The sequence below is a fragment of the Ureibacillus sp. FSL E2-3493 genome (assembly GCF_038077515.1).
Lineage (GTDB): Bacteria > Bacillota > Bacilli > Bacillales_A > Planococcaceae > Ureibacillus > Ureibacillus halotolerans.
In genome coordinates this window covers 3,445,253-3,465,416 of sequence record NZ_JBBOPK010000001.1, presented here as the reverse complement: position 1 = coordinate 3,465,416, position 20,164 = coordinate 3,445,253, and the positions used below count along the sequence as shown (strand labels likewise).

Here is a 20,164-nt window from a genome sequence, read left to right as displayed (position 1 = left end):
CTTAGTACTGCTTATTATTTGTATGGACATCCTCTTCTATTTAGACTTCGGGTTTTCTGGGGTTAGCGTCACCTATTTTAATATAGTTATCATTTCTTTCATTACCATTTTTCTAATATGGCGCTACATAAAAGAAACTCGGGAGATTAAGAATTTCCTGGGAAATTTGTCGAATGCATCGGACTTGTTATCTTTAGAAGATGTACATCTATCTCCTTTTCAAAAACGTTCAATGAAACAAATTTTAGAAGTATATGAAGAAAAGGATTCATTTATAAACAAGTCAAAGATTCAACTGCAAGAACATGTAGATGACTTATTAGCATGGGTTCATGAAGTGAAAACACCATTAACTGCAATGAAACTGATGATAGAGCAAACAAATGATGAGAAATTACGTAAGAGACTTGAAAGTGAGTGGGTACGGATTCATCTATTATTAGATCAACAGCTTCATCATACAAGACTTGCTACAATCGAGAAGGATAATCGTTTAGAAAAAGTAATACTACGTGATGTTGTTTATAAAGAAATACGAGAGTTCCGTTCATGGTGTTTAGAAAAGGGAATTGGTTTTCAAGTTGAAGAATTGGAACAAGAAATTACAACTGATAAGAAATGGCTTGCCTTTATTGTTCGCCAAATTTTATCGAATGCCATTAAATATAGCCATGAAAATGAAGAAGTCCATATTTATACCGAAATCAACGAAACCGGTCATTTATTACTTCATATTAAAGACTTTGGTATAGGGATCAACGAGGAAGATCTTCCGCGTATTTTTCAAAAATCTTATACAGGTACGGTTGGAAGAGAGTCTGTTCAATCGACGGGTATGGGTCTTTATTTAGCAAAGAATGCAGCACAGAAATTAGGCATTCTTATTTCTGTGAAATCGCAAGTAAATAATGGTTCAACCTTTACATTACAATTTCCACAACAAAATGAGTATCAAAAAACGTGGTAGATGACGAAATTGTCACCTACCCTTTTATTTTGTCATCTAGAACGAAGGCAGAGAAACGGTTATGTAAGTAAAATGAAAATAGATAAAGAAAGGGGAGTAAAAAATGACAGTTTTAGTTGGTAGAAAAATTAAAAAAACATATGGGAAAAAATCTACAGCACAAGAAGTGTTAAAAGGAATAGATATAGAAGTAAGTAAAGGTGAATTTGTAGGAATCATGGGGCCATCTGGTTCGGGAAAAACAACATTACTAAATGTGTTATGTTCCATTGATCATCCGACTGAAGGTGTAGTAGAAATCAACGGAAAAAATTTACGAAATATGAAGGAAAAACAATTGGCCAACTTTAGACGGGAGCAGCTTGGCTTTGTATTTCAAGATTACAATTTGCTTGATACATTAACGGTAAAGGAAAATATTTTGCTTCCTTTATCAATCAGTAAGCTTCCAAGAGCTGTGGCGGAAAGTCGTTTAAAGGAACTAGTTAAATTATTAGGGATATCGGAAATTTTGAATAAGTATCCAAATGAAATTTCAGGAGGACAAAAACAACGGACTTCTGCTGCACGTGCTTTAATTTCAGGGCCAACATTAGTTTTTGCTGATGAACCTACAGGTGCCCTTGACTCAAAATCTGCTACGGCATTACTTACGAACTTAGAAAATATTAATAAGCAAAAATCCGTTACAATCATGATGGTGACCCATGATTCGGTAGCAGCAAGTTTTTGTTCACGAGTGTTATTTTTAAAAGATGGTTCAATTTATACGGAGTTATATCGTGGAGATAAAACGAGACAACAATTTTTCCAACAAATATTAAATACGCAAAGCATTCTAGGCGGTGATGGATATGACGCTTAGTAGACTCGTATTTCGAAGTATGAGGAAAAACGTAAAACATTATTATTTATATTTCTTTGCCTTAATATTTAGTGTTACTTTATGCTTCTCTTTTACGACTCTACACCATAATCCAACAGTTGTAGAAGCTTTAAAAGAAAGCGGTACGGCGTCTGCTGGATTCCAGTCGGCAACTTATGTGTTGTACTTTATCGTTACATTTTTTGTTCTCTATGCGAATCACTTATTTATGAAACGACGAAGTAAAGAAATGGGCCTTTATCAGTTGATAGGGATGACGAAAGGGTTAATTGTAAGATTAATTGCCCTTGAAAATATTATTTTATTTATTTTAGCAGTAGCCGTAGGTATGGTGATTGGCTTCTTTAGTTCAAGGCTCTTTGCCATGATCTTAATTAAGCTGTTAAAACTAGACTTAGTCATTGATTTAGTATTTTCTTCTGAAGCGTTTATACAATCAGTAATTATATTTTCAATCTTACTACTAGTTATTTTATTTCAAATGACATGGATGGTGTATCGTGTTACATTATTATCTTTATTCCATGCATCAAAAAAAGCGGATGAGCGTATAAAACGTTTTAATTTTTTCCAAATGGCGTTTGGTTTAATAGGCTTGTTTCTTATCGTTTACGGCTACTATCAATCTTCCGTATTATTTGATATGGAAAAAAGTCATTTTAAAGATTTATTTTTACACATGATTGTTATTCTAGCATCCACGATTTTTGGAACATTTTTATTCTTTAGATATTCAGTATCATTTATTATGAATATTTTCAGAGCAAGTAAAAAGGGACATTTAAAAATTCGAGACGTTATGGCAGTTACTCCGATTATGCATAGAATGAAAGGAAATGCCAAGTCATTAACGTTAATTACCGTGTTAACTGGATTAGCGGTTGGGATTATGAGTTTATCGTATATTTCTTATTTCTCATCTGCAACAAGAGCTCATCAATATTCACCATATGATTATATTTTACTAAACGATAAAGGAATTAGTTTTTTAGATCGGTTACATCAAGAAGGAATTGAATTTGAAAAGGATACGTATCGTGTAGCGGAAGTAAAGTTTGACTTCCAGGATTTAATTGGTGATTTCGCTAATCAAAATTTAACCTTTGCTAGCGAATCCTCTATGTATGTAGTTCCATTAAGCGACTTTAAACAAGTAAGCCCTGATGCGCAACTGAATGATGGAGAGGCTATTGTTACGAGTTACCAAAATATGTTTTCAGAAATTATGCCTCTTGAAAAAGGGGGAGATCTTTCCGTTCGTTTTAATAATGAAGAGGAGAAGGTTATAATAAAGGAAATACAAGAAGAATTTATGCTTTCAGGTACAGTAACAATGGCAAGTCCATTACTAGTCGTTACAGATACTACATTTGAAAATATATCTGTAAATCAAAGCCCAGAGAGTTTCTTCAATTATCAAGTCGGTGTAAACTTAGTGGATAATGAAGATAGTCCAAAAGCGGAAGAGATCTATAACGAACTGCAAGAGGAAAGAAAATTAGTAGTTAACGGGCAAGAATATTTACCACTATCTTACGAAGAAGAGCATCATAGTTACTTATCAATATATGGTACAACAATTTTTATTACTGCATTTCTTGGACTAGCATTTTTATTAACAACAGGTAGTATTCTTTACTTTAAACAAATGTCAGAAGCTGAAATGGAGAAAGAATCCTATACTATATTAAGAAAGATTGGATTTTCAACTTCTGACTTAATGAAAGGAATTTATGCAAAACAAGCTTTTAACTTTGGTGTACCGCTCGTAATAGGGTTGTTGCATAGTTATTTTGCGGTAAAATCTGGTTGGTTCTTATTCGGAACAGAAATGTTTACCCCTCTTGTCGTGACGATGGTGTTATACGTTATCATGTATGCGGTCTTCGCCGTCATTTCAACACAGTATTATAAACGAATAATCAAAGCATCATTATAATAGAAGAAAGCCGTTATATTTTCCGAAAATTTCAGGAATATATAGGGGCTTTTTCTTATATTGACTTTTCCTTTAGAAGGAGTTAGACTTTAATACGTTACTAGTTTAATAATTTAGCAGACGAAAGTAAGAGGGATATAAAATGAATGCAGTTGTAGTAGCGGTCGTTGTAATGCTCCTATTGAGTGTTCTTCGGATTAACGTTGTATTTTCATTAGTAATAGGGGCAGTTGCTGGAGGAATTACAGCAGGAATGTCCCTTGATGATACATTAATTGCCTTTGTAGAAGGTTTAGGCGGAGGAGCGGAAGTTGCTCTAAGCTATGGGATGCTCGGTGGGTTAGCCATTGCCATTTCAAAAACAGGAATTTCAGAATTGCTTGTTGTAACGATATTAAAGTTAGTTCAACGTAAAGGTGATTCCCAAAAAAGAGGATTAGTAAAAGCGTTACTATTTTTCGTTATTTTATTAATGTCCATTTTCTCACAAAATTTAATTCCAATTCACATTGCGTTTATACCATTATTAATTCCGCCGATTATTAAGATATTAAACATGTTAGAAATTGATCGTCGTTTAATTGCGTGTATTTTAGCATTCGGCTTAATTACACCATATATGAGTTTACCATTCGGTTTTGGGTTAGTATATCAAGGAATCGTAGCGGATAATATTTCAGCAGCCGGTCTTGAAATTACAAAATCCGATGTGTATGGTCCAATGTTAATTCCAGCTCTTGGAATGGTTGTAGGGTTAGTTGTAGCGTTCTTTATTTTCCGTAAACCAAGAAAGTACGAAGACCGACAAGTGGAAACAGAAATTAACGTTACGATTAAAAAGAAAAATGTCGTTTATACGGTTATTGCACTAATAGCTGCTGTAATCGTTCAAATACCTAGTATCGTTCCGTTAACTTCGGGTTCTATGTTTTTCGGTGCTCTTGTAGGAGTTTTAATTTTATACATTACAGGTGCATTAAAGTGGAGTGAAGCAGATCAAGTGCTAACAGACGGTATGCGTTTAATGGCATTTATCGGATTAGTAATGATTGCCTCAAGTGGTTTTGCTTCTGTTGTTACTGCAACAGGCCATGTCGAACAGTTAGTAGATGCTGCTAATAATATATTAGGGGACAACAAAGGGTTAGCGGTATTAATTATGTTATTAATTGGGTTATTGATTGATATGGGAATTGGTTCATCCTTTGCAACGATACCGATTATTGCTGCCATTTTTGTACCGATTGGTTTAGAATTTGGTTTAAGCACTGCAGCTATTATTACATTAATAGGTACGGCAGGCGCTTTAGGGGATGCAGGGTCGCCAGCATCGGATTCTACATTAGGACCTACTGCCGGGTTAAATGTAGATGGACAACATGATCATATTCGCGATACATGTATACCAACTTTCTTCATATTTAATATTCCGCTTATTATTTTTGGGTGGGCGGCAGTAATGTTCTTTTCATAATATAGTGACAGGGTGTCCAGATGAGTGGGCACCCTTTTTATATAGAAGAAACAAAAACATATGGAACCATATATAACCATAGATAATTGATTGATATTGATGCATAGATTCATTATACTTAAAAAGGCTTTGAAACAAATGTTGAAAAGCAATGCATAAAAGAATTACAATTTCAAAGAATTTAGCAGAAAATACTTGCTTATTCTTAGTAAATTGTATATACTGTTGAATGTTGGTCTTTGACTGCGATGAAGCGGGAGGTTGCCGACACACCCGGCCGCTTTGCCATGGCGCGTGTGTGGGAAATTTCCGTGGAGAATGTCTAGTAAATAGGCGAAAAAGGAGGGAAAATAATGGCAAAACAAAAGATTCGTATCCGTTTAAAAGCGTATGATCACCGTGTTCTAGATCAATCCGCTGAGAAAATTGTGGAAACTGCTAAACGTTCAGGTGCTAGTGTATCAGGTCCGATTCCGTTACCAACTGAGAAGTCTGTGTACACAATTCTTCGTGCGGTTCACAAGTACAAAGATTCTCGTGAACAATTCGAAATGCGTACGCATAAACGTTTAATCGACATCATTAACCCAACACCACAAACTGTTGATGCGTTAATGAAACTTGATTTACCATCTGGCGTTGATATTGAAATCAAACTTTAATGGTAAAAACAAATAGAACTTTTTTAATAATCACAGGAGGTGTGACAAAATGGCTAAAGGAATCTTAGGTAGAAAAGTTGGTATGACACAAGTTTTCGCTGAAAATGGTGATTTAATCCCTGTAACAGTTATCGAAGCTGCTCCAAACGTAGTTCTTCAAAAGAAAACTGTAGAAACAGATGGTTACGAAGCAATCCAAGTTGGTTTCGAAGATAAGCGCGTGAAGCTTTCAAACAAACCAGAACAAGGTCACGTAGCTAAAGCGAATACTGCTCCTAAGCGCTTCATTCGTGAATTCCGCAACGTTAACGTGGAAGAGTACGAGGTTGGTCAAGAAGTCAAAGTAGAAATTTTCGCAGAAGGCGATGTAGTAGACGTAACAGGTGTTACGAAAGGTAAAGGTTTCCAAGGTGTTATTAAACGTCACGGACAATCTCGTGGTCCTATGGCCCACGGTTCTCGTTACCACCGTCGTCCTGGTTCAATGGGTCCAGTTGCTCCGAACCGCGTATTTAAACAAAAGAAATTACCAGGTCAAACTGGTGGTGTTGTAGTTACGATCCAAAACTTAGAAATCGTTAAAGTTGATGCTGAACGTAACTTATTACTAGTTAAAGGTAATGTTCCTGGTTCTAAAAAAGCATTAGTTACAGTAAAAACAGCTGTAAAATCTAAATAATTTCCCGAAGAAAGGAGGAAACAGGAATGACAAAGGTATCTGTACTTAGTCAAACAGGCGCTTCTGTTGGTGAAATTGAGTTAAACGATGCAGTTTTTGCAATTGAGCCTAACGAAGCAGTATTATTCGACGCAGTAATCGCTCAACGCGCTTCTCTACGTCAAGGTAATCATAAAGTAAAAAACCGCTCTGAAGTCGCTGGTGGTGGTCGTAAACCATGGCGTCAAAAGGGAACTGGTCGTGCTCGTCAAGGTTCTATCCGTTCTCCACAATGGCGTGGCGGTGGTACTGTATTCGGTCCTACACCACGTAGCTACAGCTATAAATTACCGAAGAAAGTTCGTCGCTTAGCTCTTAAATCAGCTTTATCAGCTAAAGTTGGAGAACAAAACTTCGTAGTTCTTGATGCATTACAATTAGATGCACCAAAAACTAAAGATTTCAAAGCAATTTTAGGTAACCTAAACATTGATACGAAAGCATTATTCGTTACAGCTGAATTAGATGAAAACGTAGCATTATCTGCTCGTAACATCCCTGGTGTAACTGTTTTAACAGCTGCTGGAATCAACGTTCTTGATCTTGTAGGTCATGACAAAGTTGTATTCACGAAAGCTGCAGTAGAAAAAGTTGAGGAGGTGCTTGGATAATGGAAGCACGTGATATTCTAAAACGTCCGGTCATTACTGAGCGTTCTTCTGAGCTTATGGCTGAGAAAAAATACACTTTTGAAGTTGATGTTCGCGCAAACAAAACTCAAGTTAAAGATGCAGTAGAAGCAATCTTTGATGTAAAAGTTGAAAAAGTAAACATCATGAACTACAAAGGTAAATTTAAACGTGTTGGTAAATTCGGCGGATACACAAACAAACGTCGTAAAGCAATCGTTAAATTAGCTGCTGATAGCAAAGAAATCGAAATTTTTGATATCTAATTCCGATAAGGAAAGAATCGAAGAATAAAGAAGGAGGGAAAACAAATGGCGATTAAAAAGTATAAACCAACCTCAAATGGTCGTCGTAACATGACGTCATCTGACTTTGCGGAAATTACAACTAATAAGCCTGAAAAGTCTTTATTAGAACCAATTAAACGCAAAGCTGGTCGTAACAACCAAGGTAAAATTACTGTTCGTCATCATGGTGGTGGTCATAAGAAGCAATACCGCGTAATCGACTTCAAACGTCTTAAAGACGGAATTCCAGGACGCGTTGCTACTATCGAATATGATCCAAACCGCTCTGCGAATATCGCATTAATCAATTACGCTGACGGTGAGAAACGTTACATCTTAGCTCCAAAAGGATTAGAAGTTGGTCAAACAATCGTATCTGGTCCTGACGCAGACATTAAAGTAGGTAACTCTCTACCATTAGCAAACATTCCAATGGGTACAACAATCCATAACATCGAGTTAAAACCTGGTAAAGGTGGACAATTGGTACGTTCTGCTGGTACTTCTGCTCAAGTACTTGGTCGTGAAGGTAAATACGTAATCGTTCGTCTACAATCTGGTGAAGTTCGTTTAGTACTTGCAACTTGCCGTGCTACAATCGGTCAAGTAGGTAACGAACAACATGAACTTATCCACATTGGTAAAGCAGGTCGTTCTCGTTGGTTAGGTAAACGCCCAACTGTTCGTGGTTCTGTAATGAACCCTAACGATCACCCACACGGTGGTGGTGAAGGACGTTCTCCAATTGGACGTAAATCTCCAATGACACCATGGGGCAAACCAGCTCTTGGTTACAAAACTCGTAAGAAGAAAAACAAAACTAATAAGTTAATCATTCGTTCTCGTAAAAAATAAAGTGATTGTACTGCGGTTCGCTAGTCGTACCGTGGTGGAGTCACGGAGGGAGGTTCCTAAATGGGTCGCAGCTTGAAGAAAGGACCTTTTGTGGATGATCACTTAATGAAAAAAGTTGAAGCACAAGAAGGTTCTGAGAAAAAACAAGTTATTAAAACTTGGTCTCGCCGTTCTACTATCTTCCCGAACTTCATCGGTTTAACAATCGCTGTATATGATGGACGTAAACATGTTCCTGTATACGTGACAGAAGATATGGTAGGTCACAAATTAGGCGAATTCGCACCGACACGTACTTACAAAGGTCACGGTGCAGATGACAAGAAAACAAGACGCTAATTTTGAGAGGAGGTAAATCCTAATGACACAAGCTAAAGCTATCGCTCGCACAGTGCGCATCGCTCCTCGTAAAGTACGTCTAGTAGTAGACTTAATCCGAGGCAAGCAAGTTGGTGAAGCAGTTGCAATTTTACGTCATACTCCAAAAGCGGCGTCTCCAGTCGTTGAGAAAGTATTAAAATCTGCAGTTGCTAATGCTGAGCACAACTATGAATTAGATGTAAACAACTTAGTTGTTTCTGAAGTTTTTGTTGACGAAGGTCCAACATTAAAACGTTTCCGTCCACGTGCACAAGGACGTGCAAGCGCAATTAACAAACGCACAAGCCACATTACAATCGTGGTATCTGAGAAGAAGGAGGGTTAATCCGTGGGTCAAAAAGTACATCCAATAGGACTACGAGTTGGTATTATTCGTGACTGGGAGTCAAAATGGTACGCTGAGAAAGACTATGCTACTCTTTTACACGAAGATATTAAAATTCGTAAATATATCGAATCTGCTTTAAAAGACGCTTCAGTTTCTAAAGTAGAAATCGAACGCGCTGCAAACCGCGTAAACATTACAATTCACACTGCGAAACCAGGTATGGTAATCGGTAAAGGCGGTACGGAAGTTGAAAACTTACGTAAATACCTTAACGATTTAACTGGTAAACGTGTACACATTAATATCGTAGAAATCAAAAAAGCTGATCTTGATGCTCGTTTAGTAGCAGAAAACATCGCTCGTCAACTTGAGAACCGCGTATCATTCCGCCGTGCTCAAAAACAAGCAATCCAACGCACAATCCGCGCTGGTGCAAAAGGGATTAAAACACAAGTATCTGGTCGTTTAGGTGGCGCTGACATCGCGCGTGCTGAACATTATAGCGAAGGAACTGTTCCACTTCATACTCTTCGTGCTGACATCGACTATGCTCATGCAGAAGCTGACACTACTTATGGTAAATTAGGTGTTAAAGTATGGATTTACCGTGGTGAAGTCCTTCCTACGAAGAAGAACTCTGTGGAAGGAGGCAAATAATAATGTTATTACCAAAACGCGTTAAATACCGTCGTGAACACCGTGGTAACATGCGTGGTGAAGCGAAAGGCGGTAAAGAAGTAGCATTTGGTGAATGGGGCTTACAAGCAACAACTGCAAGCTGGATCACAAACCGTCAAATCGAATCTGCACGTATCGCTATGACACGTTACATGAAACGTGGCGGTAAAGTTTGGATTAAAATTTTCCCACATAAACCTTACACGAAAAAGCCTCTAGAGGTACGTATGGGTTCCGGTAAAGGTTCTCCAGAAGGTTGGGTAGCAGTAGTAAAACCAGGAAAAGTTATGTTTGAAGTTGCAGGTGTATCTGAAGAGGTTGCACGTGAAGCACTTCGTTTAGCATCACACAAACTTCCTGTTAAATGTAAGATTGTTAAACGTCAAGAAACTGGTGGTGAATCTAATGAAAGCTAATGAAATCCGTGACCTTGCCACTTCTGAAATTGAATTAAAAGTGAAATCACTGAAAGAAGAGCTTTTCAACCTTCGCTTCCAATTGGCGACTGGTCAATTAGAAAACACAGCTCGTATTCGCGAAGTTCGTAAAGCGATTGCGCGCATGAAAACTGTGATTCGTGAAAGAGAAATCAGTGCAAATAACTGATAAGGAGGTTCCAAAGTATGTCTGAGCGTAATCAACGCAAAGTTTACACAGGCCGTGTTGTTTCAGATAAAATGGACAAAACAGTAACTGTTCTTGTTGAAACTTATAAGAAACATAAATTATATGGTAAACGTGTAAAGTACTCTAAAAAGTTTAAAGCTCATGATGAGTTGAACGAAGCGAAAATCGGTGATATCGTACGTATCATGGAAACTCGCCCGCTATCTGCTACAAAACGTTTCCGTTTAGTGGAAGTTGTAGAAAAAGCGGTTATTATTTAATACATTTCGGAAACATTCCTATTCCGAAGGGAGGTAACCTAAGTGATCCAACAAGAAAGTCGTATGAAAGTTGCTGACAACTCAGGTGCACGTGAAGTTTTAACAATTAAAGTGCTTGGTGGTTCTGGCCGTAAAACTGCTAACATCGGTGATATCGTTGTATGTACAGTTAAGAAAGCAACACCAGGAGGCGTTGTCAAGAAAGGTGACGTTGTTAAGGCTGTTGTCGTTCGCACAAAATCTGGTGTACGCCGTAAAGATGGTACTTATATTAAATTTGACGAAAATGCTTGCGTAATCATCAAAGACGATAAGTCACCACGCGGAACTCGTATTTTCGGACCTGTTGCACGTGAATTACGTGATAGCAACTTCATGAAAATCGTTTCATTAGCTCCAGAAGTTCTTTAATTTCATGATAGTACCAATCAAGGAGGTGCGACACTAATGCATGTTAAAAAGGGCGACAAAGTAAAAGTTATTACTGGTAAAGACAAAGGTAAAGAAGGCGTTGTTTTAGCCGCTTTCCCAAAACAAGACCGTGTTCTTGTTGAAGGTGTTAATATCGTGAAAAAACATATTAAACCTAACCAGTTAAACCCACAAGGTGGAATTGTGAGCCAAGAAGCAGCAATCCACGTATCGAACGTAATGCTAATCGATCCTAAATCTGGCGAGCCGACTCGTGTAGGTTATAAAATCGAAGATGGCAAAAAAGTTCGTGTTGCAAAAAAATCAGGTGCAGTAATCGACTAATAAGTAAATTGAGAAGGGAGGTACGAACATGAGCCGCCTAAAAGAAAAATATTTAAATGAAGTTTCTCCTGCTCTTATGAGCAAGTTTGAATATAAATCAGTAATGCAAGTTCCAAAAGTAGAAAAAATCGTTATCAACATGGGTGTTGGTGATGCAGTACAAAACTCTAAAGCACTAGATGCTGCTGTTGAAGAGTTATCAATCATCACTGGTCAAAAACCAGTTGTAACTCGTGCGAAAAAATCGATCGCAGGTTTCCGTCTACGTGAAGGAATGCCTATCGGTGCAAAAGTTACATTACGTGGTGAACGTATGTATGAATTCTTGGATAAATTAATTTCTATCGCACTTCCACGTGTACGCGACTTCCGCGGTGTTTCTAAAAAAGCATTCGATGGTCGTGGAAACTACACTTTAGGTGTTAAAGAACAATTAATTTTCCCTGAAATCGATTACGATAAAGTTTCAAAAGTACGCGGTATGGACATCGTGATCGTAACAACTGCGAATTCTGATGAAGAAGCTCGCGAGTTATTGACACAATTCGGTATGCCGTTCCAAAAGTAATAAAATAAGGAGGGCGAAAACGTGGCTAAAAAATCAATGGTCGTTAAACAACAACGTAAGCAAAAGTTTAAAGTTCAAGAATATACACGTTGTGAACGCTGTGGTCGTCCACATTCTGTATATCGTAAATTTAAACTTTGCCGTATTTGTTTCCGTGAACTTGCATATAAGGGACAAATTCCTGGCGTTAAAAAAGCTAGCTGGTAATCCCCTAAATTGGGAAGGAGGTAAAATTTATGACAATGACAGATCCGATTGCAGATATGCTAACACGCATTCGTAATGCTAACATGGTTCGTCACGAAAAGTTAGAAGTACCAGCTTCCAACTTAAAGAAAGAAATCGCTGAGATCTTAAAGCGTGAAGGTTTCGTTCGTGATGTTGAGTATGTTGAAGATAATAAGCAAGGTATCATCCGTATCTTCTTAAAATATGGAAAAGATAACGAACGCGTTATCACTGGTTTAAAACGTATTTCAAAACCTGGCTTACGCGTATATGCTAAAACTAACGAAGTACCAAAAGTACTTAACGGTTTAGGTATCGCTTTAGTATCAACTTCTCAAGGTGTATTAACTGATAAAGAAGCACGTGCTAAAAAAGTTGGCGGAGAAATCTTAGCTTACATTTGGTAATAAGTAATAAAAGAATGGAGGTGCAACCTAAATGTCTCGTGTAGGTAAAAAACCAATCGAGGTTCCAGCTAACGTTACTGTGACTGTTGCTGATGACAACACAGTTACTGTTAAAGGACCTAAAGGCGAATTAACTCGTCAATTCAACAAAGATATGAAAATTGAGCAAGAAGGAAACATCATCACTGTTGTTCGCCCTTCTGAATCAAAAGAACACCGTACTGTTCATGGTACGACTCGTGCGCTTCTAGCGAACATGGTAACTGGTGTTTCTGAAGGATTCTCTCGTTCACTAGAACTTATCGGTGTAGGTTACCGTGCGCAATTACAAGGTAAAAAACTTGTTCTTAACGTTGGTTACTCTCATCCAGTAGAGTTCACACCAGAGGAAGGTCTAGAAATCGAAGTTCCTTCAAACACAAAAGTGATCGTTAAAGGTATTAGTAAAGAACGTGTTGGTGCATTTGCATCTAACATCCGTGACGTACGTCCACCAGAACCTTATAAAGGTAAAGGTATCCGTTATGAAGGCGAATACGTTCGTCGTAAAGAAGGTAAAACAGGTAAATAATGCTTAATGAGCGTTAGAAAGGAGTGACCTCTGTGATTACGAAACAAGATAAAAATCAAGTTCGTAAAAAACGTCATGCGCGTGTTCGTTCTAAAATCTCGGGTACTGCTGAACGTCCACGTTTAAATGTATTCCGTTCAAACAAACACATCTACGCGCAACTTATTGACGATGTAGCAGGCGTAACACTTGTTAGTGCATCTACTCAAGAAAATGGTTTTGAGGGTGCAGGTAGCAATGTAGAAGCTGCGACAAAAATTGGTGAAACAATCGCTAAACGCGCTGCGGAAAAGAATATTACTGCTGTTGTATTTGACCGCGGTGGTTACTTATATCATGGACGTGTAAAGGCTTTAGCTGAAGCTGCACGTGAAAACGGCTTAGAATTTTAATAAGAAGGAGGGACATACTTCATGAGTCGCATTGACGCAAACAAACTTGAACTTGAAGAACGCGTAGTTACGATTAACCGCGTTGCTAAAGTTGTTAAAGGTGGACGTCGCTTCCGCTTCACAGCATTAGTTGTTGTAGGTGATAAAAACGGCCATGTTGGTTTCGGTACTGGTAAAGCTCAAGAGGTTCCAGATGCGATCCGCAAAGCTGTTGAAGACGCGAAGAAAAACTTAATCGAAGTACCACGTGTTGGTGGAACAACTCCACACGATGTAGTTGGTCACTTTGGAGCAGGTAAAATTTTAGTAAAACCTGCTGCTCCAGGTACTGGAGTTATCGCTGGTGGTCCTGTACGTGCCGTACTTGAACTTGCTGGTATTACTGATATTCTTTCAAAATCTCTTGGTTCAAACACACCAATTAACATGGTGCGTGCAACTATTGCAGGTTTAACTGAACTAAAACGCGCAGAGGACGTTGCAAAACTTCGCGGTAAATCAGTGGAAGAACTATTAGGATAAGGGGGGAATTATAATGGCTAATAAATTAGAAATCACCCTTACTAAATCTTTAATTGGTACTAAACCTCAACAACGCAAAGTTATTGAAGCTTTAGGCTTACGTAAAGTTAACCAAACTGTAGAACAAGCTGACAACGCAGCTATTCGCGGTATGTTAGATAAAGTAGCTCACTTAGTTACTGTAAAAGAAAATTAATTTTCAATCATTGAACAAGGAGGTGCCACCTATATGAAACTTCATGAGTTAAAACCAGCTGAAGGATCTCGTAAAGAGCGTAACCGTGTTGGTCGTGGTATCGGTTCTGGTAACGGTAAAACTGCAGGTAAAGGTCATAAAGGTCAAAACGCTCGTTCTGGCGGCGGCGTTCGTCCTGGATTTGAGGGGGGTCAAAACCCACTATTCCGTCGTTTACCAAAACGCGGCTTTACGAACATCAACCGTAAAGAATTCGCTATCGTTAACCTTGATGCATTAAACCGTTTTGAAGATGGTGCAGAAGTAACACCTGCATTATTGTTAGAAACAGGTGTTGTGAGCAACGAAAAAGCTGGAATTAAGATTCTAGGTAATGGAACTCTTAACAAAAAGCTTTCTGTTAAAGCTCACAAGTTCTCAGCTTCAGCTAAAGAAGCGATTGAGAACGCTGGCGGAACAACTGAGGTGATTTAATGTTTCAGACAATCTCAAACTTTATGCGCGTTCGAGATATACGAAATAAAATCATTTTCACCCTATTAATGTTGATTGTTTTCCGTATTGGAACATTTATTCCAGTACCTAACGTCGACGCTAATGTATTAAAGGTAGCCGATCAATTTAATTTAATTGGTTTCCTTAATACATTTGGCGGTGGTGCATTGTCTAACTTCTCAATCTTTGCATTGGGAATTATGCCTTACATTACTGCTTCAATTATTGTTCAATTGTTACAAATGGATGTTGTTCCGAAGTTTGCTGAATGGGCAAAACAAGGTGATGTCGGTCGACGTAAGTTGGCTCAATTCACTCGTTACTTAACGGTTGTTTTAGCTTTCATACAAGCAATTGCTATGTCATTTGGTTTTAACCAAATGTATGGTGGATCGTTAATCACGGATACAAGCGTGTTATCATATATCACAATTGCACTCGTATTAACTGCAGGTACCTCTTTCCTATTGTGGTTAGGAGAACAAATTACGGCTTACGGAGTTGGTAATGGTATTTCAATCATTATCTTCGCAGGTATCGTTGCTGCCATTCCAACAACAGTAAACCAAATCTATGCACAACAAATCGAGGGTGCTGGTGATCAGCTATTTATTAAAATTGCTATCTTAGTATTACTTGTATTAGTTATGCTGGCAGTTGTAGTTGGAGTTATTTACATTCAACAAGCGTTGCGTAAAATTCCAATTCAATATGCAAAACGAGTTGCGGGTCGTACTGGTCATGGTGCACAACAAACTCATTTACCGTTAAAAGTAAATGCTGCAGGGGTTATTCCAGTAATCTTTGCCATTGCGTTCGTTGTTACACCTCAAACATTAGCTACGTTCTTCGGCCAAAATAGTGTTACTTCGTTTATTCAAAATACTTTTGATTATACGAAGCCTATAGGGATGATCATCTATATTGCATTGATTATTGCTTTCACATATTTCTATGCATTTATTCAAGTGAATCCTGAAAACTTGGCTGACAACTTGAAAAAACAAGGTGCATACATTCCGGGTATTCGTCCTGGTAATGATACACAAAGTTACTTAACAAAAGTTTTATACCGTTTAACATTTGTCGGTGCTATATTCTTAGTAGTTATTTCTGTAATGCCAATACTATTTATTAACTTTATGAACCTACCTGCTTCGGCACAAATCGGTGGTACTAGTGTAATAATTGTTGTTGGTGTTGCTTTAGAAACAATGAAACAATTAGAATCTCAACTGGTTAAACGTCACTATAAAGGCTTTATGAAATAATATGCAGGTTTTAGGAAACTTAATTGTTTCCTAAGCCAGCTAGCTTTAAGGGGGAGTCATTACGTATGAATATCGTTTTAATGGGTTTGCCTGGTGCTGGTAAAGGTACTCAAGCAGACAAAATTGTTGAGAAGTACGCAATCCCTCATATTTCTACAGGCGATATGTTCCGTGCAGCTATTAGTGCTGGTACAGAATTAGGTTTAGAAGCTAAATCGTATATGGATAAAGGTGCACTTGTGCCGGATGAAGTTACGATTGGTATCGTTCGTGAACGACTTGCACAAAAAGATTGTGAAAAAGGTTTCTTATTAGACGGGTTCCCACGTACAGTTCCACAAGCAGAGGCTTTAGATAGCATCTTAGAAGAACTTGGGAAGAAAATTGATCATACAATCAATATCCAAGTTGAAAAAGATGAACTAATTGCACGTCTTAGTGGTCGTCGTATTTGTAAAACTTGTGGTGCATCATATCATGTTATATTTAACCCACCAAAAGTGGAAGGTAAGTGTGATAAAGATGGCGGCGAATTATATACACGTGCGGACGATAATCCGGAAACGGTAGCCAACCGTCTGGAAGTAAATATGAATCAAGCTCAACCTTTACTTGATTTCTACCAAGCTAAAGGTGTTTTAACGAATATCGATGGACAGCAAGATATTGAAAAAGTTTTTGCTGATCTTGACGCTCTATTACTACAGGGCAGCCGCAGCTGATACCCGGCATTAGGCGAAAGTCAAACTGCTTTTCGCGGTAGATTGCGGGTGCAACAAAAAACTTTATGAGAGTTGCAAAAGCATATTGTGCCCGGTATACACTAGAAGCAAAAGGGATAAAATCTATTTTGTGGAAAAGTGTAATGGGTTTCGTGGAAGCATCTGTGTAACGGGTATGAATCTCTCATCCAAAGACATTCCGGCTATCGTGAATAACATAAGGAAGACTTTCCTAACCGGAAGTTGTCATTCCCTGGATTGTGTGAAGCGAAACCAGACGAGCGTCTTTCGAACATCTCTCATACAATCCAAGCATATGTTGATGGAGTTGCTTCTAAGTTGGAAGAAAACAGTTGCACAGATTCTCTTAATCATGTATGTTAGAGAATCGGAAAACGCATATAGAAGGGAGACAGGGTTGATGGCGAAAGACGATGTAATTGAAGTCGAAGGAACAGTTGTTGAGACTTTGCCAAACGCGATGTTTAAGGTAGAATTAGAAAATGGACACACGGTGCTTGCACACGTATCTGGAAAGATTCGTATGCACTTTATCCGAATTTTACCTGGAGACAAGGTTACTATCGAGTTATCTCCATATGATTTAACTCGCGGTCGTATCACATACCGTTTTAAATAATCTTTTGCACTCCGGAATATTAAGGAGGTTGGGTTAGATGAAAGTGAGACCATCTGTGAAACCGATCTGCGAAAAATGTAAAGTAATTCGCCGACGCGGTAAAGTAATGGTAATCTGTGAAAATCCTAAACATAAACAAAAACAAGGATAATTATAAAGGAGGTGCTCTAGCGAATGGCACGTATTGCTGGTGTTGATATTCCTCGCGACAAACGCGTGGTAATTTCATTAACTTACATTTACGGAATTGGTAAAACTACATCTCAAAAAGTATTAGCTGCTGCTGGTGTTAACGAAGATACTCGTGTGCGCGATCTTACTGAAGATGAATTAAACAAAATCCGTGAACAATTAGATAAATACAAAGTTGAAGGTGACTTACGTCGTGAAGTTTCACTTAACATTAAACGCTTGATGGAAATCGGTTCTTTCCGTGGTATCCGTCACCGTCGTGGTTTACCTGTTCGTGGTCAAAATACGAAAAACAATGCGCGTACGCGTAAAGGTCCTCGTAAAACTGTAGCGAACAAGAAAAAATAATAAGTAAAGGGGGTTCCTTCTTAACATGGCTCGTAAACAACAAACTCGTAAACGTCGTGTGAAAAAAAATATCGAATCTGGTATTGCACACATCCGTTCTACATTTAACAATACAATCGTAACGATTACAGATATGCAAGGTAACGCAGTATCTTGGTCTAGTGCTGGTGCGCTTGGATTCAAAGGCTCACGTAAATCTACACCTTATGCTGCTCAAATGGCTGCTGAGGCTGCTGCAAAAGCATCCCTTGAACATGGTCTGAAGACGTTGGAAGTAACTGTTAAAGGTCCTGGTGCTGGTCGTGAAGCTGCTATTCGTGCACTTCAAGCTGCTGGTTTAGAAGTAACTGCAATTAAAGATGTTACTCCAGTTCCACATAACGGTTGCCGTCCGCCAAAACGTCGTCGTGTGTAATGGGTGCATCTCAAAGTACTTTTGAGTTCATCATTGCTTGTACAAAACAAATTCTTGTGCAAATCTTATAAAGTCAATCGATTTTGACTATTATGATGTTATGAACCTATACATTCGATGTTTTGAAGGAGGGTAAATTGAATGATCGAAATTGAAAAACCAAAGATTGAAACTGTTGAGATCAGCGAAGATTCCAAATATGGCAAGTTTGTTGTAGAACCGCTTGAACGCGGATATGGAAACACTTTGGGTAATTCTTTACGTCGTATCCTTCTGTCTTCTTTACCAGGAGCTGCTGTTACATCTATTCAAATTGATGGCGTATTACACGAATTCTCAACTGTAGAAGGCGTAGTAGAAGATGTTGCTTCAATTATCTTGAATATTAAAAAGCTTGCACTAAAAATCTACTCTGACGAAGAAAAAGTTATTGAGATTGACGTGAAAGGTGATGCAACGGTTACAGCTGCTGATATCACGCATGACAGTGACGTGGAGATTTTAAATCCGGACCTATATATTGCAACAATTGCTAAAAATGGTCATCTTCGTATGCGTATGTATGCTCGCCGTGGCCGTGGATATACTCCTGCTGATCAAAACAAACGTGAGGATCTTCCTATCGGCGTGATCCCGATCGACTCTATTTACACTCCAGTTTCACGCGTTAATTTTCAAGTGGAGAACACTCGTGTTGGACAGAATTCTGATTTCGACAAGTTATCACTTGATGTGTGGACAGATGGTAGCATCGGTCCAAAAGAGGCGATTTCGCTCGGAGCAAAAATTTTAACTGAGCACCTTAATATCTTTGTAGGCTTAACGAATGAAGCACAAACTGCTGAAATCATGGTCGAAAAAGAAGAGGATCAAAAAGAAAAAGTTTTAGAGATGACGATTGAAGAACTAGATCTTTCTGTTCGTTCTTATAACTGCTTAAAACGCGCTGGTATTAATACAGTACTGGAACTTGCGAATAAATCAGAAGACGATATGATGAAAGTGCGCAATCTTGGTCGTAAGTCACTAGAAGAAGTAAAAGCTAAATTAGAAGAGCTTGGTTTAGGATTACGTAAAGAAGACTAAGCGAAGACATCTATTTTATGCAGATCAGATATAAAGGAGGGAACATCCATGGGTTACAGAAAACTTGGTCGTACAAGTTCTCAACGTAAAGCTTTATTACGTGATTTAGCTACTGACTTAATCGTTAACGAACGTATTGAAACAACTGAAGCACGTGCGAAAGAATTACGTTCTGTAGTTGAAAAAATGATTACTTTAGGTAAGCGTGGAGATTTACATGCTCGTCGTCAAGCGGCTGCATTTATCCGTCGTGAAGTAGTAACAACTACTGATGAAGAAGGTAACGAATCAACTTCATTTGCACTTCAAAAGCTATTTAATGATGTTGCACCACGTTACGCTGATCGTCAAGGTGGTTACACTCGTATCCTTAAAGTAGGACCTCGCCGTGGTGACGGTGCACCTGTAGTTGTAATCGAATTAGTTTAATATTCTAATTCTATAACGAAAGGTAAGAGGGTGTCCGGTTCACCGGTTGAACCCGGACCCCTCTATTTTTATAATGTGTTTTTCACATTGATGTATACACGAATAGTGTCTATACAAATTGATTTATACGACAATAAAATGGCTTGAGCGTTATAATGAGCGGGCACTTCATGTGTGGCGTCTCGTCTAGCTCTCCGCACCTCATTCAAAAGAACACGGAAATGAGCAGCCGTGT

The 20,164-nt window shown here is 38.3% G+C and carries 33 protein-coding genes; all 33 read left to right on the top strand.

Annotated elements, in window-relative coordinates; all coding sequences use genetic code 11:
- The first annotated feature begins 166 nt into the window (after window positions 1-166).
- The 33 genes from MHH69_RS17875 to rplQ all read left to right on the top strand — a co-directional run bounded on the left by MHH69_RS17875 (window position 167) and on the right by rplQ (window position 19,929).
- Window positions 167-967, top strand: coding sequence for a sensor histidine kinase (locus MHH69_RS17875; protein WP_341362870.1), 801 nt, complete (start codon window positions 167-169; stop codon window positions 965-967).
- Between the two features lie 103 nt (window positions 968-1,070).
- Window positions 1,071-1,832, top strand: coding sequence for an ABC transporter ATP-binding protein (locus tag MHH69_RS17870; protein WP_122971270.1), 762 nt, complete (start codon window positions 1,071-1,073; stop codon window positions 1,830-1,832).
- Window positions 1,822-3,792, top strand: coding sequence for an ABC transporter permease (locus tag MHH69_RS17865; RefSeq protein ID WP_341362869.1), 1,971 nt, complete (start codon window positions 1,822-1,824; stop codon window positions 3,790-3,792). The genes MHH69_RS17870 and MHH69_RS17865 overlap by 11 nt, the downstream gene beginning before the upstream one ends.
- Window positions 3,793-3,934: 142 nt before the next feature.
- Complete coding sequence (locus MHH69_RS17860; protein ID WP_122971272.1) at window positions 3,935-5,266, top strand: Na+/H+ antiporter family protein; 1,332 nt, start codon at window positions 3,935-3,937, stop codon at window positions 5,264-5,266.
- A gap of 353 nt (window positions 5,267-5,619) precedes the next feature.
- Window positions 5,620-5,928 carry a 30S ribosomal protein S10 gene (gene rpsJ, locus MHH69_RS17855; protein ID WP_036172433.1) on the top strand — a complete coding sequence of 103 codons (309 nt, stop codon included), beginning with the start codon at window positions 5,620-5,622 and terminating at the stop codon, window positions 5,926-5,928.
- 49 nt (window positions 5,929-5,977) lie between these two features.
- Window positions 5,978-6,607 carry a 50S ribosomal protein L3 gene (gene rplC / locus MHH69_RS17850; RefSeq protein WP_122971273.1) on the top strand — a complete coding sequence of 210 codons (630 nt, stop codon included), beginning with the start codon at window positions 5,978-5,980 and terminating at the stop codon, window positions 6,605-6,607.
- A gap of 26 nt (window positions 6,608-6,633) precedes the next feature.
- On the top strand, window positions 6,634-7,257 hold the full coding sequence (gene rplD / locus MHH69_RS17845; protein ID WP_122971274.1) for a 50S ribosomal protein L4: 624 nt from the start codon (window positions 6,634-6,636) through the stop codon (window positions 7,255-7,257).
- A complete protein-coding gene (gene rplW / locus MHH69_RS17840) occupies window positions 7,257-7,541 on the top strand; it encodes a 50S ribosomal protein L23 (protein WP_122971275.1) in 285 nt (94 codons plus the stop codon). Before rplD ends, rplW begins: the two co-directional genes overlap by 1 nt.
- Before the next feature lie 45 nt (window positions 7,542-7,586).
- Complete coding sequence (gene rplB, locus MHH69_RS17835; protein WP_122971276.1) at window positions 7,587-8,417, top strand: 50S ribosomal protein L2; 831 nt, start codon at window positions 7,587-7,589, stop codon at window positions 8,415-8,417.
- A 60-nt stretch (window positions 8,418-8,477) separates the two neighbouring features.
- The gene (gene rpsS / locus MHH69_RS17830) at window positions 8,478-8,756 is read left to right on the top strand and encodes a 30S ribosomal protein S19 (RefSeq protein WP_036183148.1); all 279 of its coding nucleotides are present in this window, start codon (window positions 8,478-8,480) and stop codon (window positions 8,754-8,756) included.
- A gap of 22 nt (window positions 8,757-8,778) precedes the next feature.
- Complete coding sequence (gene rplV, locus MHH69_RS17825; protein WP_122971277.1) at window positions 8,779-9,123, top strand: 50S ribosomal protein L22; 345 nt, start codon at window positions 8,779-8,781, stop codon at window positions 9,121-9,123.
- A 3-nt stretch (window positions 9,124-9,126) separates the two neighbouring features.
- On the top strand, window positions 9,127-9,783 hold the full coding sequence (gene rpsC, locus MHH69_RS17820) for a 30S ribosomal protein S3 (protein WP_122971278.1): 657 nt from the start codon (window positions 9,127-9,129) through the stop codon (window positions 9,781-9,783).
- A gap of 2 nt (window positions 9,784-9,785) precedes the next feature.
- Window positions 9,786-10,220, top strand: a complete 435-nt coding sequence (gene rplP / locus MHH69_RS17815; RefSeq protein ID WP_122971279.1) for a 50S ribosomal protein L16 — start codon at window positions 9,786-9,788, stop codon at window positions 10,218-10,220.
- Complete coding sequence (rpmC, locus tag MHH69_RS17810; RefSeq protein ID WP_004233646.1) at window positions 10,210-10,410, top strand: 50S ribosomal protein L29; 201 nt, start codon at window positions 10,210-10,212, stop codon at window positions 10,408-10,410. Before rplP ends, rpmC begins: the two co-directional genes overlap by 11 nt.
- Window positions 10,411-10,427: 17 nt before the next feature.
- Entirely contained in the window at window positions 10,428-10,691 is a 264-nt protein-coding gene (rpsQ, locus tag MHH69_RS17805) for a 30S ribosomal protein S17 (RefSeq protein ID WP_122971280.1), read from the top strand.
- Between the two features lie 42 nt (window positions 10,692-10,733).
- On the top strand, window positions 10,734-11,102 hold the full coding sequence (gene rplN / locus MHH69_RS17800; protein ID WP_097149259.1) for a 50S ribosomal protein L14: 369 nt from the start codon (window positions 10,734-10,736) through the stop codon (window positions 11,100-11,102).
- Between the two features lie 36 nt (window positions 11,103-11,138).
- Entirely contained in the window at window positions 11,139-11,447 is a 309-nt protein-coding gene (gene rplX / locus MHH69_RS17795; protein ID WP_122971281.1) for a 50S ribosomal protein L24, read from the top strand.
- 28 nt (window positions 11,448-11,475) lie between these two features.
- Window positions 11,476-12,015: a 50S ribosomal protein L5 gene (rplE, locus tag MHH69_RS17790; RefSeq protein WP_122971282.1), complete on the top strand. Its 540-nt coding sequence runs from the start codon at window positions 11,476-11,478 to the stop codon at window positions 12,013-12,015.
- Between the two features lie 21 nt (window positions 12,016-12,036).
- Window positions 12,037-12,222, top strand: coding sequence for a type Z 30S ribosomal protein S14 (locus MHH69_RS17785; protein WP_118876548.1), 186 nt, complete (start codon window positions 12,037-12,039; stop codon window positions 12,220-12,222).
- Between the two features lie 29 nt (window positions 12,223-12,251).
- Entirely contained in the window at window positions 12,252-12,650 is a 399-nt protein-coding gene (gene rpsH / locus MHH69_RS17780) for a 30S ribosomal protein S8 (protein ID WP_122971283.1), read from the top strand.
- A gap of 31 nt (window positions 12,651-12,681) precedes the next feature.
- Entirely contained in the window at window positions 12,682-13,221 is a 540-nt protein-coding gene (rplF, locus tag MHH69_RS17775) for a 50S ribosomal protein L6 (RefSeq protein ID WP_122971284.1), read from the top strand.
- 32 nt (window positions 13,222-13,253) lie between these two features.
- Window positions 13,254-13,613, top strand: a complete 360-nt coding sequence (rplR, locus tag MHH69_RS17770) for a 50S ribosomal protein L18 (RefSeq protein ID WP_122971285.1) — start codon at window positions 13,254-13,256, stop codon at window positions 13,611-13,613.
- 21 nt (window positions 13,614-13,634) lie between these two features.
- Window positions 13,635-14,135: a 30S ribosomal protein S5 gene (rpsE, locus tag MHH69_RS17765; protein ID WP_122971286.1), complete on the top strand. Its 501-nt coding sequence runs from the start codon at window positions 13,635-13,637 to the stop codon at window positions 14,133-14,135.
- Between the two features lie 13 nt (window positions 14,136-14,148).
- Window positions 14,149-14,331 (top strand): 50S ribosomal protein L30, encoded by a 183-nt coding sequence (rpmD, locus tag MHH69_RS17760; protein ID WP_122971287.1) that lies wholly within the window; start codon window positions 14,149-14,151, stop codon window positions 14,329-14,331.
- 33 nt (window positions 14,332-14,364) lie between these two features.
- Window positions 14,365-14,805, top strand: a complete 441-nt coding sequence (gene rplO / locus MHH69_RS17755) for a 50S ribosomal protein L15 (RefSeq protein ID WP_122971288.1) — start codon at window positions 14,365-14,367, stop codon at window positions 14,803-14,805.
- Window positions 14,805-16,097: a preprotein translocase subunit SecY gene (gene secY, locus MHH69_RS17750; RefSeq protein ID WP_122971289.1), complete on the top strand. Its 1,293-nt coding sequence runs from the start codon at window positions 14,805-14,807 to the stop codon at window positions 16,095-16,097. The genes rplO and secY overlap by 1 nt, the downstream gene beginning before the upstream one ends.
- Window positions 16,098-16,162: 65 nt before the next feature.
- A complete protein-coding gene (locus MHH69_RS17745; protein ID WP_122971290.1) occupies window positions 16,163-16,819 on the top strand; it encodes an adenylate kinase in 657 nt (218 codons plus the stop codon).
- A gap of 421 nt (window positions 16,820-17,240) precedes the next feature.
- Window positions 17,241-17,459 carry a translation initiation factor IF-1 gene (gene infA, locus MHH69_RS17740; RefSeq protein WP_016839390.1) on the top strand — a complete coding sequence of 73 codons (219 nt, stop codon included), beginning with the start codon at window positions 17,241-17,243 and terminating at the stop codon, window positions 17,457-17,459.
- A 37-nt stretch (window positions 17,460-17,496) separates the two neighbouring features.
- Complete coding sequence (gene rpmJ / locus MHH69_RS17735; protein ID WP_000868344.1) at window positions 17,497-17,610, top strand: 50S ribosomal protein L36; 114 nt, start codon at window positions 17,497-17,499, stop codon at window positions 17,608-17,610.
- 23 nt (window positions 17,611-17,633) lie between these two features.
- Entirely contained in the window at window positions 17,634-17,999 is a 366-nt protein-coding gene (gene rpsM / locus MHH69_RS17730; RefSeq protein WP_122971291.1) for a 30S ribosomal protein S13, read from the top strand.
- Window positions 18,000-18,024: 25 nt separating this feature from the next.
- The gene (gene rpsK / locus MHH69_RS17725; protein WP_036172483.1) at window positions 18,025-18,414 is read left to right on the top strand and encodes a 30S ribosomal protein S11; all 390 of its coding nucleotides are present in this window, start codon (window positions 18,025-18,027) and stop codon (window positions 18,412-18,414) included.
- Window positions 18,415-18,555: 141 nt separating this feature from the next.
- Window positions 18,556-19,500 carry a DNA-directed RNA polymerase subunit alpha gene (locus MHH69_RS17720; RefSeq protein WP_122971292.1) on the top strand — a complete coding sequence of 315 codons (945 nt, stop codon included), beginning with the start codon at window positions 18,556-18,558 and terminating at the stop codon, window positions 19,498-19,500.
- Window positions 19,501-19,548: 48 nt separating this feature from the next.
- A complete protein-coding gene (rplQ, locus tag MHH69_RS17715) occupies window positions 19,549-19,929 on the top strand; it encodes a 50S ribosomal protein L17 (protein WP_122971293.1) in 381 nt (126 codons plus the stop codon).
- Window positions 19,930-20,164: the final 235 nt, after the last annotated feature.